11 protein-coding genes are annotated in these 14,860 nt (G+C 46.4%); 8 read left to right on the forward strand and 3 right to left on the reverse strand.

What is annotated here, in order from left to right:
* Positions 1-6: 6 nt before the first annotated feature.
* The 7 genes from aceE (at position 7) to DRW07_RS00750 (ending at position 9,038) form a co-directional block, all read left to right on the forward strand.
* Entirely contained in the window at positions 7-2,679 is a 2,673-nt protein-coding gene (gene aceE, locus DRW07_RS00720; protein ID WP_124025972.1) for a pyruvate dehydrogenase (acetyl-transferring), homodimeric type, read from the forward strand.
* A 16-nt stretch (positions 2,680-2,695) separates the two neighbouring features.
* On the forward strand, positions 2,696-4,630 hold the full coding sequence (gene aceF, locus DRW07_RS00725; protein ID WP_124025973.1) for a pyruvate dehydrogenase complex dihydrolipoyllysine-residue acetyltransferase: 1,935 nt from the start codon (positions 2,696-2,698) through the stop codon (positions 4,628-4,630).
* Between the two features lie 210 nt (positions 4,631-4,840).
* Positions 4,841-6,259: a dihydrolipoyl dehydrogenase gene (lpdA, locus tag DRW07_RS00730; RefSeq protein ID WP_124025974.1), complete on the forward strand. Its 1,419-nt coding sequence runs from the start codon at positions 4,841-4,843 to the stop codon at positions 6,257-6,259.
* A 46-nt stretch (positions 6,260-6,305) separates the two neighbouring features.
* Positions 6,306-6,566, forward strand: a complete 261-nt coding sequence (locus DRW07_RS00735; RefSeq protein WP_124025975.1) for a DUF1289 domain-containing protein — start codon at positions 6,306-6,308, stop codon at positions 6,564-6,566.
* A gap of 11 nt (positions 6,567-6,577) precedes the next feature.
* Positions 6,578-7,390: an HDOD domain-containing protein gene (locus DRW07_RS00740; RefSeq protein ID WP_124025976.1), complete on the forward strand. Its 813-nt coding sequence runs from the start codon at positions 6,578-6,580 to the stop codon at positions 7,388-7,390.
* 63 nt (positions 7,391-7,453) lie between these two features.
* Positions 7,454-8,224, forward strand: a complete 771-nt coding sequence (locus DRW07_RS00745) for a DUF481 domain-containing protein (RefSeq protein WP_165870350.1) — start codon at positions 7,454-7,456, stop codon at positions 8,222-8,224.
* 82 nt (positions 8,225-8,306) lie between these two features.
* The gene (locus DRW07_RS00750; RefSeq protein WP_124025978.1) at positions 8,307-9,038 is read left to right on the forward strand and encodes a DUF481 domain-containing protein; all 732 of its coding nucleotides are present in this window, start codon (positions 8,307-8,309) and stop codon (positions 9,036-9,038) included.
* Here the strand turns inward: DRW07_RS00750 and DRW07_RS00755 are convergent.
* Positions 9,009-9,659: a hypothetical protein gene (locus DRW07_RS00755; protein ID WP_124025979.1), complete on the reverse strand. Its 651-nt coding sequence runs from the start codon at positions 9,657-9,659 to the stop codon at positions 9,009-9,011. The genes DRW07_RS00750 and DRW07_RS00755 overlap by 30 nt on opposite strands.
* A gap of 195 nt (positions 9,660-9,854) precedes the next feature.
* Here DRW07_RS00755 and DRW07_RS00760 point away from each other — a divergent pair, with 195 nt between their 5' ends.
* On the forward strand, positions 9,855-12,659 hold the full coding sequence (locus DRW07_RS00760; RefSeq protein WP_165870351.1) for a tetratricopeptide repeat protein: 2,805 nt from the start codon (positions 9,855-9,857) through the stop codon (positions 12,657-12,659).
* Between the two features lie 5 nt (positions 12,660-12,664).
* Here the strand turns inward: DRW07_RS00760 and serA are convergent, their stop codons facing one another.
* Both serA and rpiA read right to left on the reverse strand, forming a co-directional pair.
* A complete protein-coding gene (gene serA, locus DRW07_RS00765; protein WP_124025981.1) occupies positions 12,665-13,894 on the reverse strand; it encodes a phosphoglycerate dehydrogenase in 1,230 nt (409 codons plus the stop codon).
* A gap of 300 nt (positions 13,895-14,194) precedes the next feature.
* Positions 14,195-14,848: a ribose-5-phosphate isomerase RpiA gene (gene rpiA, locus DRW07_RS00770; RefSeq protein WP_124025982.1), complete on the reverse strand. Its 654-nt coding sequence runs from the start codon at positions 14,846-14,848 to the stop codon at positions 14,195-14,197.
* Between the last annotated feature and the right edge of the window lie 12 nt (positions 14,849-14,860).

Genomic DNA, 14,860 nt, shown 5'->3' on the forward strand with positions numbered 1-14,860 from the left:
AGTACAATGAGTGAAACGATGCACCACGATGTGGATCCACAAGAAACACAGGAATGGATTGATGCCCTTGAGTCGGTCCTCGACGCTGAAGGCGTTGAACGAGCCCATTTTCTATTGGAATCGTTGATTGAAAAAGCTCGCCTAAATGGCGCTCACCTTCCATACGACGCAACAACAGCGTATATCAACTCTATCCCTGCGGGTCAGGAACCCACTATGCCTGGCGATCAGACCATAGAGACCAAGATTCGCAATGCGATTCGCTGGAATGCATTAATGATGGTGCTGCGCGGCTCAAAGAAAGATTTAGAACTGGGTGGCCACATTTCCAGTTTTGCATCGTCAGCCATGTTCTATGATGTAGGCTTCAACCACTTTTTCCGTGCGCCAAATGAAAAAGACGGTGGGGACTTCTTGTTCGTTCAGGGGCATGTCTCTCCTGGTATTTATTCACGCGCCTATATCGAAGGGCGTTTAAGCGAATCTCAACTAGACAACTTCCGTCAGGAAGTAGACGGCGAAGGGATTTCTTCATACCCTCACCCTAAACTCATGCCTGACTTCTGGCAGTTCCCAACGGTTTCTATGGGTCTTGGGCCTATGCAGGCCATTTATCTTGCCCGTTTTCTAAAGTACCTAACCAATCGTGGATTGAAAGACTGTTCTGAACAACGGGTTTATTGTTTCATGGGTGACGGTGAAGTCGATGAGCCAGAAAGCTTGGGTGCCATTGGCCTTGCATCACGCGAAGGCTTAGACAATTTGACCTTTGTGATTAACTGTAACCTGCAACGCTTGGATGGCCCGGTTCGCGGTAATGGTAAAATCATCCAAGAACTTGAAGGTACCTTTCGCGGCGCCGGATGGGAGGTGATCAAAGTCATTTGGGGGCGCTACTGGGATGCGCTATTAGCTCGTGATACGTCCGGCAAATTACTACAGCTAATGAATGAAACGGTTGACGGTGAATATCAAAACTACAAGGCCAAAGGCGGCGCCTATACCCGTGATAATTTCTTTGGCAAATACCCCGAATTAAAAGAAATGGTTGCCAATATGTCAGATGAAGATATCTGGCGCCTAAACCGTGGTGGTCATGATCCGGTTAAGATGTATGCAGCCTATGATCGCGCTGTTAAAACCAAAGGCCGCCCACAGGTAATACTGGCTAAAACAGTCAAAGGTTACGGCATGGGAGCTGCGGGTGAAGGTAAGAATATCGCCCACCAAGTTAAGAAAATGGACTTGGATGCAGTGAAACACTATCGCGACCGTTTTGCACTGCCTATTGCAGATGACAAGCTAGAAGACCTGCCTTACTTTAAGTTTGACGATGACAGTGAAGAAATGAAGTATCTTCGCGCACGTCGCGAAGCGCTGCATGGTTACATGCCTAAGCGCTTGCCGAAGAGTACTGAAAACCTAGAAGTACCTGATCTCAAAGCCTTCGAAGCCGTGACTAAAGGTTCAGGCGACCGAGAAATTTCTACCACAATGGCATTTGTGCGCGTGCTTACTGCCATGTTGAAAGACAAAAAAGTAGGCAAGCGCGTCGTGCCTATTATACCCGATGAAGCACGCACATTTGGTATGGAAGGCTTGTTCCGCCAGGTGGGTATTTACTCTAGCCAGGGGCAAAAATACGAGCCTCAGGATTCTGATCAGGTTGCTTATTACCGTGAAGACAAAAAAGGTCAGGTGTTACAGGAAGGGATTAATGAATTAGGTGCAATGGCCTCATGGCTTGCTGCGGGTACTTCATACAGTCTTAACGACTTACCGATGATCCCGGTTTACATCTATTACTCCATGTTTGGCTTCCAGCGCGTAGGTGATATGGCATGGGCAGCCGGAGACAGCCAGTGTCGCGGCTTCCTCGTTGGCGGCACGGCTGGTAGAACAACGCTGAATGGTGAAGGCCTGCAGCATCAGGACGGTCACAGTCATACACAGGCAGCCCTGATCCCCAACTGCGTAAGCTACGACCCGACTTATGGCTACGAAGTGGCTGTGATTGTTCAGGACGGTTTGCGACGCATGTTTGAAGACCAGGAAAACGTCTTCTATTACTTGACAGTCATGAATGAAAACTACAAGCAACCAGCTATGCCAAAAGGCAGTGAAGAAGGTATTATCAAAGGTATCTACTTACTTGATAGTGTTGGTTCAGCCAAGTCGAAGAAGAAAGTTAAACTACTTGGCAGTGGTACAATTTTGGAGCAAGTTCGTGAAGCGGCTGATTTGTTGAAAGACAAGTACAGTGTTGCCAGTGAGGTATACAGTGTTACCTCATTTAATGAACTAGCTCGAGATGGTATGGACTGCGATCGACACAACATGCTTCATTACAGTGACGAGCCAAAAGTGCCTTATATCACTCAGGTGTTGAGTGAAGGTAATGATGGCCCCACCATCGCAGCGACGGATTACATTAAAAACTACTCGGACCAGGTACGTGCCTATGTGCCAGGAAGCTATCGCGTATTGGGTACTGACGGCTTTGGCCGCTCAGATTCAAGAGCAAACCTGCGCCGTCACTTTGAAGTTGATGCAAATTATATTGCCTATGCTGCCTTGTATGAGCTGTTTAAATCTGGCGACCTTGACGCTAAAGCGCTGAACAAAGCCATGGACGAGTTGGGTATTGATCCAGCTAAAGTTAATCCACTCTACGCATAATTAGGGAGAACTGAGAATGTCAGATACAAAAGACGTATTTGTGCCCGACGTGGGCGATGACGAAGTCGAAGTCATCGAGCTTTGCGTAGAAGTGGGCGAAGAGGTAGAGGAAGAAGCCTCACTGGTCACCGTTGAGAGTGATAAAGCCAGTATGGATATACCGGCTCCCTTTGCTGGAAAGGTGGCATCGTTAAATGTTGCAGTGGGTGACAAAATCAAGCAGGGTGATTTACTGGCTTCTATGGAGCCAGCAGGAGCATCCGGTGATGCTGAACCGACACCTGAACCCGAAGTTGAAGAAAAAGCTGAGGAGACTTCTGTCTCGTCTGCAAGTTCTTCATCTGTCATTGATGTGAAAGTCCCTGATATTGGCGGTGATGAAAACGTTGATGTCATTGATGTATTGGTCAGCGTTGGCGATGAAATCGAAGAAGAAGCAGGCCTTATTACCCTTGAAACCGACAAAGCGACCATGGATGTGCCTTCCCCACAAGCCGGAAAAGTGGTGAGCGTGGAAGTAAAAGAGGGTGACAAAGTCAGCGAAGGCAGTTTGGTGATCACACTTGAAGTGGGCGGTTCAGCACAGGCAGAGCCTGCTAAATCTGAATCAGAGCCAGCGAAAGAAGCGTCGTCAGCACCTGCGCATTCTTCAGAAAAAGAAATTGAAGTGACGGTACCTGATATTGGCGGCGATACGGACGTTGACGTCATTGATGTATTAGTCAATGTGGGCGACAAAGTCGAAGCCGAGGACGGTCTGATTACTCTGGAAACCGACAAAGCGACCATGGATGTGCCTTCGCCAGAAGCTGGCACTATCACTGAAATGTTAATCAAACAGGGTGATAAGGCTTCACAGGGAACCTTAGTGTGTAAAATGAAGGTGGCGGGTGCTGCTGCACAAAGCGCGCCTGCATCAGAACCCAAAGCTGCTGCACCGGCAAAAGCAGACACTCCAGCGCCTGCACCTAAGGCTCCGCCTGTACCGCATCATCCTTCGGCCGGAGAGCGAACCAAATCAGGTAAGGTGCATGCATCTCCATCGGTACGACGCCTTGCCAGAGAGTTTGGCGTAGATTTAACGCAAGTGTCAGGCTCTGGTAACAAGGGGCGTATCTTAAAAGAAGATGTACAATCGTATGTTAAGTACGAATTGTCGCGTCCCAAAATGACTCCAGGTTCCTCCGTAGGCGAGGGTTCGGGCGGTTTGCAGGTACTTGCTCCGCCTAAAGTAGATTTTTCCAAGTTTGGTGAAGTGGAAGAAGTTCCACTCACTCGTATTCAAAAAATCAGCGGGCCTAATTTGCATCGCAACTGGGTGACTATCCCTCATGTTACGCAGTTTGAAGAAGCGGATATCACTGACATGGAAGCATTCCGCAAAGAGCAAAATGCTATTGCTGCGAAACGCAACACCGGGGTTAAAATTACGCCATTGGTATTTATGATGAAAGCCGTAGCCGATGCGCTAAAAGCGTATCCGGTCTTTAACTCTTCGCTTTCTGAGTCGGGCGAGAGTTTAATTCAGAAAAAATACTACCATATCGGTATTGCGGTAGACACGCCAGGGGGCTTAGTAGTACCTGTTGTGCGTGATGTTGATCAGAAAGGAATATTTGCCTTATCTGAAGAGCTGATGGAAATCAGCAAAAAAGCGCGAGACGGTAAGCTGAAAGCCGCAGACATGCAGGGCAGTTGCTTTACTATATCCAGTTTGGGCGGCATCGGTGGCACGGCGTTTACGCCGATTGTAAACGCACCTGACGTGGCAATATTGGGCGTATCAAAGAGTGAAATAAAACCAAAGTGGAATGGACAGGACTTTGAACCCCGTCTAATGTTGCCGCTGTCATTGTCCTATGATCACCGAGTGATTGACGGTGCAGTTGCCGCGCGCTTTGCAGTACATTTGTCAACTGTACTGGGTGATTTGAGACATATGTTGCTTTAGCGGGCAACGACGGCTACCCACGGAAAGAGGGCGTGATTTATACCACGCCGTTAACCCATCCATGGGGGCTCCGCTTCGGCATCCATGCCTCAGAGGGGTATAAACCACGCCCTCTTCCCATGGATAACCGCCTAAGCGGCTTGCTAGCGCTAAGTATATTGATAGAATTGGACTTGTTATCCTACAAACAAAAAGAATTTTGAGGTCACGATGAGTGAAATAAAAACGCAATTGGTGGTATTAGGTGCTGGACCAGGCGGATACAGCGCCGCTTTCCGTGCAGCAGACTTGGGCATTGAAACTGTTTTGGTTGATGCGCGTGAAACCCTTGGCGGTGTTTGCCTTAACGTAGGCTGTATCCCATCAAAGGCGTTATTGCACGTTGCAAAGGTTATTAAGGAAGCGAAGCATCTGTCTTCGCATGGTGTATCGTTTGGTGAGCCTACGATTGATTTAGACAAAGTTCGCGACTGGAAAGACAGTGTTGTTGGTCAATTGACTAAAGGTCTAAGCGGTATGTCTAAAATGCGCAAGGTGAAGCACGTTCAGGGGTACGGTAAGTTCACCGGCTCAAACACCCTTGAAGTTGAAGGTAAAGATGGCAAAACCACCATCACATTTGACAATGCGATTATTGCGGCTGGTTCTGAGCCCGTAAACTTACCCTTCATCCCTGATGACCCTCGTGTGATTGACTCTACTGGCGCGCTAGAGCTCGCTGATATTCCTGAAAAAATGTTGGTGCTGGGTGGCGGAATCATCGGTCTTGAAATGGGAACCGTATACGAGGCTCTTGGCTCTAAAATTGATGTTGTTGAATTCTTAGACCAGCTGATCCCAGCTGCTGATAAGGACATCATCAAAGTTTACATGAAGACCATAAAAGACAAATTCAACGTGATGCTTGAAACCAAAGTAACGGCGGTTGAAGCGAAAAAAGATGGTTTGTACGTTACTTTTGAAGGTAAGAAAGCGCCTTCTGATCCTGTGCGTTATGACAAAGTGTTGGTTGCTGTGGGTCGTAAGCCTAACGGTGCACTTGTTGCTGCTGACAAAGCGGGTGTAACGGTTGATGAGCGTGGGTTTATCAATGTAGACAAGCAAATGCGTACCAATGTGTCGAACATCTTTGCTATCGGTGATCTAGTAGGTCAGCCTATGCTAGCTCATAAGGCCGTTCATGAAGGTCATGTTGCAGCAGAGGTGATTGCTGGTAAGAAGCATTTCTTCGACCCGCGTTGCATTCCATCTGTTGCCTATACTGAGCCAGAAGTTGCTTGGGTGGGGCTTACTGAGAAAGAAGCCAAAGAGCAGGGCGTTAACTATGAAGCAGCAAGCTTCCCGTGGGCCGCTTCTGGTCGTGCTATTGCCAGTGCCGCTACAGATGGTCTGACTAAGCTTATTTTCGATAAAGACTCAGGTCGCGTGATAGGTGGTGCTCTGATCGGTACAAACGCAGGTGAGATGTTGGGCGAAATTGGCCTAGCCATTGAGATGGGGGCCGATGCTGAAGACGTAGCGTTGACCATTCACGCTCACCCAACGTTGAACGAGTCAATTGGTTTGGCCGCAGAAATATTTGAGGGCAGCATAACGGATATGCCCAACCCCAAAGCGAAGAAAAAATAGTACAATAGGGCAACAATTGTTGCCCTTTTTTTTGCTCTGAATCATTATGGCCAATATGCCTTCTCAGCTTGAAATGTTTGCCGTACCCAGTCCCTGTATTGGCGTTTGTCAAACTGGCGAGCGTGGCTATTGTGTAGGGTGCTTCAGAAGCAGAGAAGAGCGTTTGTACTGGCTTCAGGTTGATGACGCTACGAAACGCACTATTATTAAAGCCTGCGCACGCAGAAAAGCGTATGCAATATACAAACAAAATAAAAAGAATGAACAGAGTGAGCAAGGTTATAATGCACAGCAAGATCTGTTTTAGGGCGAAGTAGAATGAAAGTCGAAGAGGTAATAGCAGCTGCTACCAATACTTTCTCTTTACCAGAAGTCTGTGTGAAGTTGAGAGAGGCCATTGATAATCCCACTGTGGATATCGATGTTATTGCCAGTATGATTTCCGCTGATCCTTTGTTGTCTGCAAAAATCTTGCGACTTGCCAATAGCGCCTTATTTCGTTTTCCCAGCCAAGTCGAAACCATCAGTAAAGCGCTCTCTATTCTGGGTATGGAGGCAACGTACAACCTCGTGATGGCAGATGCCGCCAGTCAAATGCGTCAGGCCTTTAAACCCAAAACTATGGACACAGATGCCTTCTGGTACCGTTGTTTGTTCAAAGGCGTTATGGCCAAAGAAACTGCCCGTAAGCTTCGTATACGAGGAACAGAGCGTTTTTTTGTGTTAGGCATTTTGTGTAATCTCAGTGAACTGGTTGTAGCAGCTAATTTTGAAGCTGACTATGTGGCATACATGCAGGACAAAACATTGTATCTGCCGTGGCAGGCGCAGCAACAACACTTTCATTTTTCTTTCCCTTTGGCCAGCAGTCATATATGTAAAGCGTGGGGCCTTCCACTAGGGCTATATGCGCCCCTGTCTAAGGTATTTGATGCAACTGCCAAAGATAGAGACGCCTCCGTCCTTCAATTGGCCATTAAGTTGGTGATGCATCACCAGGATCACGATGAATTTCACAGTTTAAGTTCGCTGGAACCTGAGCTATCTATGTGGCACCATACTGAAGAAGAGCTGTATGATTTAATTGAGTTTTGTCACAAAGAGGCAAAACGCCTTCAACGTTATTTCTAAAAAAATAAGATGAATATCCGGACTTTTTTTGGGGCAGGGCTGTGCCCATTATTATTGTGTTTTTTGTTTTCTGCGTCTGCTATGGGAGCGGGCGGCAGAGAAGACATTATAAAAATGCTGTATGCGGTAGATTTCTCTGATAGTCGCAACGAAGGTGCTGAACCTGGATTCGCCCTAGAAGGAGAGTTTGGATTCATTATGGCAAGCGGCAACACAGATGCAACATCAGTGAAAGGTAAGCTGTTTGCCACGCATGAAACGGCAACCTGGAGCAATCAATATGAAGTTGAGGGCTTGTATACACGCAGTCAGCGAATCAACCAAGACAATGCTAAGCGTACTACAGCGCAAAGGGTGTATGCGTCCAGCCACGCAGATTATAAATTACTAAACCCCGAACAGCGCATTTTCTTGTTTGCCGATTATGAAGACGACCGTTTTAGTGCCTTTGACTATCAGGCGTCTATTGCAACAGGATGGGCCCATGTGAAGTGGCGTGACAATGCCAGTTCTTTTCGCTATAGCATAGGGCCAGGTTTTAATTTTTCAGAGAGAAAAAACGGTGATGGCGACGACAACAGTGGTTTCATTGTTCGGGCCTCGGCGGAATACCTCTACAAGTGGACCTCGGGTGCGAGGCTTAGACAGTTTTTCAGCACAGCGGCTGGTGATGAAAACACCCGCTCTCGGTCTGAAACCTCTATTTCGGCCAACATATTCGATGCCTTGGCCATGAAGCTTTCTCTGAAACTAGACCACAACACCTCGCCTAGGCTTGACGACGCCACACTAAATACGGAAACGTCTGTAGCCTTGGTTTATCAATTCTTTTAGTTGACATGGTCAGGCTGCAGATTACCATAGCGCTCTGACAGCCTTATCTGACTAATTACTGAGCAAAGGAACTATCCTTATTATGAAACGCACCCTGTTATCACTGGCTATCCTCATGGCTACCCCTGTTGTTGCTGAAGAAGCAAAAACGTTCTCTCTTGACGGCGAGTTTGGTTTAATTTTGACCACAGGTAATACTGAAACTACGTCTGTGTCTGCCGGCCTGACTGCCAAACAAGAGCTCGAAAACTGGAGCAACGACTATTTAATTGAGGGACTTTACAAAAAAGAAACGAATCAGGTAAATGGTGAAGACGTTGATCAGGTTTCAGCGCAAAAGTTCTTTGCGTCAGCCCAGGGTAACTACAAATTAGAAAACCCCAATCACCGTCTGTTTGGTTTTGCCTCCTACGAAGACGACCGCTTGGGTGCCTACAAGTACCAGGCCACAATAGCGGCCGGTTGGAACCAAAAAGTATGGCAAAACGACGTAAGTAGTTTTGAATACAGTGTGGGTCCGGGTTATGCGTTCCAGGAAACTAATGAAGGTGAAGATGCAGACAGCTTTATCGTACGTGGTTCTGCTGCTTATCGTTGGAATATTTCTGACACAGCCAAGTTTACTCAAACGCTATCTACAGAAGTGGGTTCTGACAACACTAAATCCAGAGCAGAAACTGCATTAACTGCTAAAATAAACGGCTCATTGTCGATGAAAGTAGCCCTCAAGCTCGACCACAATACGGATGTGCCAGAGACACGTAAGAACCTGGACTCAGAAACTTCAGTCACCTTGGTTTATACCTTCTTCTAATTCCGACTGAGAAGATGATAACGATCCCATCAATGTCTCGATGGGATCCGTTTCTTGAACGGGGCAATAGCCTACAAAAGCTGACGGACTACTTCTTTCATCTTGGGTTCTCCAACATTTGTCAAACACTGAGCAATAACAAAGGTTAATGTCTAAATCTACGGCACTATCGCCCATGAAGTTAGAGGCTAGTTGTCTGAACGCTTCTGTGTTTTTATCTGTTATCGGCCAAGATACTTTTAACACAACTCGTGCTTCACCAGCACCGAGTACACCCGAAAGTGAAGATGAGTGAATTTGTCGATTACCCTCAAATTGTGATTCTAAAAGAAATTCATCAAGCTGTTCAAAGGTGAGCAGAGGTTTATCCTGTGCTGTAAACGTTGCCTGATTCAATAAGGCAGGACCTACCCCAACGTTCTTGATGTCGATAGATAGAAAATATGCTTTATCATCTTTTGCAATGCTGACACGCGTGTCTACCATAGGCCAAACCGACGCATGTTGTTGTGCTCGCATTACCTGAGATTGATCCCAGGCTATAAATAACGCTGCGATAGAGACAACAATGGCTGTAAGCGCAGCGATTGTTTCAAGGTTAAAGAAAGTCTTGTTGGCCACCCAGTTTTCCTTTTCTGACAGTATTGGTGGAGAGTATGAGACGTTTTTAACACAAGGGCCAAAAAATGCGTAGTACAGGACAAAAAGAAGTGACAATTTTTTCTGCAACTCTGCATAGGTTAAAGAGGGTAGTTTATTGTTTTCACACTCAAAAATACGCTAGCATTCATGTATCAAACGTTAATGAGCTTTTTAATGACGATGTATATTCCTCGCAGGGCAGCAGCTGTCGTTTGCCTTGCTTGTTTGCTTTCGCTGTCCTTTCCTGTCTTGGCCCAATCCTCACGTGACTATGAAAAGGCGTTAGAAGCCTTCAATGACAGGAGAATCGAAGAGGCTCTCAGTCATTTATCAAACGCGCTGGAGCAGGACCCTGCCGATTTATCATCCCAGCTGCTGATGGCCACTGTACTGTTTGAACAGGCATCGTACACCGAGGCTGCTGAACTGTATAGACAGGCAATGCGACAGGGTGCCGATCCCAATCTGGCACGTGTTCCGCTCGCCAAAGCAATGCTGGAAAATCGTCAGTTTGAAGGCATTGCTGCACTTCAGACATCACGACTAAGCAAAGAAAATAGCTATCTACTCAATGTGATAAAGGCGTCCGCCTTGGTTCAACTCGACCGGTTAGACGATGCTGAGACCTTGTACCAGTCTGCCGAAAGTATGCAAGTAAATGCCTTTCATACAGCGCTGAATATGGGACACTTTTATATTCGTCGTGGTGAATTGCAGCGCGCAGAGGCGTATCTGAATGTTGCACGTGAGCAATCTCCTGACGCTTTGTCAGTCGCTCAGCTTCACGGGCGATATTTATTGGCAACGGGTGATGCTGACGCTGCTCTAACTATACTGCAACGCGCTGCTGACGCTGCACCACAAAATCCTTTACTTGCTCGCAGCTTGGCAAGTGCATTTATTACTTTGAATCAGTTCGAGGAGGCGAAATCCTGGGTAAATCGTATTGTTAAGCTTGCCCCAGATGCACCTCATACCGCTATGCTGCGGGGAGTGTTCGCGTTACAGCAGGATAGTCAGAATAGACAAAATAACATTTTTCTTAAAGTCCTCGATGAGCTTAGTCAGGTCACATTAGATCCAGTCATTACTGAACGAGAAGTAAAAACGGCTGACGCGCTACTTGCCTTAACGGCAAACAATTTCGACTCAGCACAACAATTGCTGGAACGCATGATCGAGCTGTATCCAGACGACACAACAGCCTTGGTATTACTGGCCGAAACATACGTTAAGCTTAACTACCATGGCAGAGCGCTTGAACTTTTGGACAGGCGAAGACATAAATTCAACAACGATATTCCTGTGAATATTTTGCTGTGCGAGCTATTTATTCATCAAAAGCGCATTCATCGATGTGATTCGCTCCTGACACTGTTATCCATGCGGTTTACCAATGAGCCCACTATTGAGCTGATGAAAGTAAATGTAATGACGGCCAGAGGTCGACATGCTGATGCGTTGACCTTGTTTAACAATGCATTCCCCAGCCCAACTGAGCCCTCTTTATTACACAAAAAAGCCCAGTTGATGGTGAATGCTCACGTATATCCAGAGGCACTCAGCACTTTTGAATATCTGTTAGACGCAGCTCCAAATGACCTCGAAGTTATAATCGATAAGGCTAAGTTACACATTCAACTGGAAGAGTATGCTGTGGCAGAAGAGTTGCTACTCAGGGCCGAAAAACTGGCACCAGAGTTATTGGCCGTTCAGGTTGCTCTCGCTCATTTGCACGTAGAAAAAGGCGAAGCTGCTCGTGCGGAAAGTCTACTGCGTGCGTTACCCGTTGATTCGCTGACTGAGGCGAGTCGTCTCTTGCTAGGCAGAGCACTTTTGATGCAGGGTGACTATAAGCAAGCTGAGAATATTCTTAACCCTATGGAAGATTCATCCTTTAGCGCCGCTGACCTGCTGGTAGAAGTATTTACAGCACAAGCCAATTATTCTTCAGCGTTGGCAATCGTTGAGAGGCAACTTCGCAAGAATCGATTATCAGACAAATACATTAAAAAACGAGCCAGCTTGTTATTGGCATTTGGCGACAAAGACCAGGCTAAAAGGGAGTTGGCTAAGCTTTATGGTATCTGGTTGCAGGAGCCCGAAAAACTGGTCAACCTAGCAAAGTTACAAATAGACGCAGAGGATAACGAGGGGGCACTACGTTCCTTGAAAAAAGCACTCGACGTAAATCCAGAATTGACTGACGGTTTGGTTGAACTTGCCAGAGTATTGTTGAAAGAGGGTAATATTACTGATGCGAAGTTACAGGCTAATGCCCTAAAAATGCAACAACCCGACTCGGCAATTAGTCTGATAGTTTCCGGCGAGGTAGCAGAAGCAGAGGGTAACCTAACACTGGCTAATAGTATGTTTATTAAGGCATTGCAGTCTGAGCCCAGTAATTACGTTGCTGCTTCGAAGTTATTTGACCAGGCAATGAAAGGGGTGAATGAAGAAGGGTTTATCACACTCATGCAATCTCATTTGAATGCGTTTTCTGATGCGCATTTTCAGCGTAATCTTTTGGCTGACTATTATTTCTATAACGCCAATTTAAACGAGGCAAAACCTCTTTATGTTGCACTTATTGATGCCGGTTTTGAACAGAATAGGAATGCCATTATCAATAACATGGCTGCTATTTTAACTGAGCAAAATACTGATCTTGATTTTGCCAGTGAGCTTATTGAAGAAGCGCTGTCCAATGCGCCAAACAACCCTGCATTCCTCGACACAAAAGGGTGGCTATTGGCTTCTCAAGGGCAGCCTGAACAGGGGTTAAGAATATTGCGTCAGGCATTTGCACGAAACACCAATAATGCATCGGTGCGTTATCATCTCGCTCATACGCTTAAACAACTTGGTCAGAATAAAGAGGCCAAAGAACAACTGAGAAGCGCGCTGGCACTTAACACCCCATTTTTAGGGATAGAAAATGCCCGGCGCTTATGTTCAGAACTTAATTGCGATGGGTAGACGAATTAATGAAGGATCCGCGTTTTAATTGTTCCGTCAATTTTAAGTAGTTGCTCGAACGCATCGTCCGCGTGATCGGCTTCAACGTCTACCACTACATAACCAATCTCAGCACTGGTTTGTAGGTATTGTGCTGCAATGTTGATGTTCTTCTCGGCAAAGGCCTGGTTGATTTGTGTGAGTACGCCAGGGCGATTCTTATGGATATGTAACAATCGCGAACGACCGGTATGCTCCGGTAAAGAAACCTCGGGGAAATTAACTGCAGACAGCGTCGAACCATTATCACTGTACTTAGTCAGTTTTCCTGCCACTTCAACACCAATGTTTTCTTGCGCTTCCTGTGTACTGCCACCGACATGCGGCGTCAGAATGACATTGTCAAAACGACGTAGTGGTGATTCAAATTCTTCGTCATTGCCTTTGGGCTCTACAGGAAATACATCGATTGCTGCTCCGCTTATATGGCCACTGTCTAACGCACTTTCTAATGCTGGAATATCGATAATGGTGCCACGTGCAGCATTTATGAGAATGCTACCAGGCTTCATTGCTTTTAACGCTTTCGCATTAATCATATTTTGCGTTTGAGGGGTTTCCGGTACATGAAGTGACACCACATCAGAGGTGGCCAAGAGTGTTTCAAGGCTCTTAATTTGTGTGGCATTACCAAGCACTAGTTTATCTTCGATATCGTAAAACTGAACGCGCATGCCCAGGTGCTCGGCCAGAATACTCAACTGAGTACCAATATGGCCATAACCAATAATGCCCAACACTTTTCCACGTGCTTCAAAAGAGCCCACTGCACTTTTAAGCCATTCGCCGCGATGTGCTTTTGCATTTTTAAGTGGAATACCGCGCAGCAACAAAATAATTTGGCCTAGCACTAGTTCAGCCACAGAACGTGTATTTGAAAAAGGTGCGTTAAATACCGGGATACCTCTGGCTTGAGTAGCGTTAAGGTCAACCTGATTGGTGCCAATACAAAAACAGCCTACGGCGACCAATTTGCTCGCTGCATCAACCACGTTTTGTGTCAACTGGGTACGTGAACGAATGCCTACGAAGTGCACATCACTGATTTTCTCAATGAGCTCGTTTTCTGGCAAAGATGTCTTAAGGTATTCAATATTATGGTAACCATTGGCCTGTAAGGTTTCTACTGCGCTCTTGTGCACACCTTCCAACAGGAGAATTTTAATTTTGTCTTTGGGTAAAGAAACTTTAGTCATGAATACACTCGTATTTTTGGGACATCTGGACGGCTAAACGGAGAACAGAAGTTACCAGATCTCGTGATGTAACAAAAGCGAATTTTCTGACTTATTAAAAAATAGTTGAACAAAAAATGGGTGACTGAGAGAGGTTTATGACGTTGAGTAATGAAATCGACCTCAATGAGCCAGGGTAGGCTTGATTACCACGCTGTGAACCCATCCCTGGGCGCTCCGCCTCGGCATCCACGCCTCGGAGAGGTAATCAAGCCCACCCCACCTCATTAAGGCCTTTCTCAGTAGTTTTATTCCAACTGTTTAATACTTCACAATACCGCTCTCACTGGCAGTCAGTACAATATCCGCTCCGCGATGGGCGAACAGGCCGTTGGTTACTACACCCGCAATGGCATTAATGTCTGACTCAAGTTTTTTAGGGTCCAAAATGCGCATGTTGTGAACATCTAGGATCACGTTGCCATTATCTGTGATCACTCCCTGGCGATATTCAGGATCGCCGCCAAGCTCTACCAGCTTTCTGGCAACGTAAGAACGGGCCATTGGAATAACTTCTACAGGCAATGGAAAACGGCCTAGAACATCTACACGTTTACTGTCGTCAACAATACATACAAATGTCTCCGCGACGGCAGCGACGATTTTTTCTCTGGTAAGTGCAGCACCACCACCCTTTATCATATGCTTGTGCTCTGTTACCTCATCCGCGCCGTCCACATAAATGTCCAGTTCACTGACGTCATTGAGATCAAAAACTTCAATCCCGATGGCTTTGAGTTTTGCCGTAGATGATTCAGACGCAGAAACGGCACCTTTTATACGGTCAACATATGGTGCCAGAGCCTCAATGAAACAGCCTACCGTACTACCAGACCCTACACCTATGATGCAGTCGTCTTTGACATAGTCGAGGGCGGCTTTTGCCACAGCCTGTTTTTTCGCGTTTTGATCCATAGTATCTCCGTA

Origin of the sequence: Paralteromonas sediminis (assembly GCF_003820355.1) — a bacterium.
Taxonomy (GTDB): Bacteria; Pseudomonadota; Gammaproteobacteria; order Enterobacterales; family Alteromonadaceae; genus Alteromonas_F; species Alteromonas_F sediminis.

Excerpts from the sequence above, each read along its gene's own strand:
- aceE (WP_124025972.1), top strand. The coding sequence starts at position 7 with ATGAGTGAAACGATGCACCACGATGTGGATCCACAAGAAACACAGGAA.
- aceF (WP_124025973.1), top strand. The coding sequence starts at position 2,696 with ATGTCAGATACAAAAGACGTATTTGTGCCCGACGTGGGCGATGACGAA.
- lpdA (WP_124025974.1), top strand. The coding sequence starts at position 4,841 with ATGAGTGAAATAAAAACGCAATTGGTGGTATTAGGTGCTGGACCAGGC.
- DRW07_RS00735 (WP_124025975.1), top strand. The coding sequence starts at position 6,306 with ATGGCCAATATGCCTTCTCAGCTTGAAATGTTTGCCGTACCCAGTCCC.
- DRW07_RS00740 (WP_124025976.1), top strand. The coding sequence starts at position 6,578 with ATGAAAGTCGAAGAGGTAATAGCAGCTGCTACCAATACTTTCTCTTTA.
- DRW07_RS00750 (WP_124025978.1), top strand. The coding sequence starts at position 8,307 with ATGAAACGCACCCTGTTATCACTGGCTATCCTCATGGCTACCCCTGTT.
- DRW07_RS00760 (WP_165870351.1), top strand. The coding sequence starts at position 9,855 with ATGACGATGTATATTCCTCGCAGGGCAGCAGCTGTCGTTTGCCTTGCT.
- serA (WP_124025981.1), bottom strand. The coding sequence starts at position 13,894 with ATGACTAAAGTTTCTTTACCCAAAGACAAAATTAAAATTCTCCTGTTG.
- rpiA (WP_124025982.1), bottom strand. The coding sequence starts at position 14,848 with ATGGATCAAAACGCGAAAAAACAGGCTGTGGCAAAAGCCGCCCTCGAC.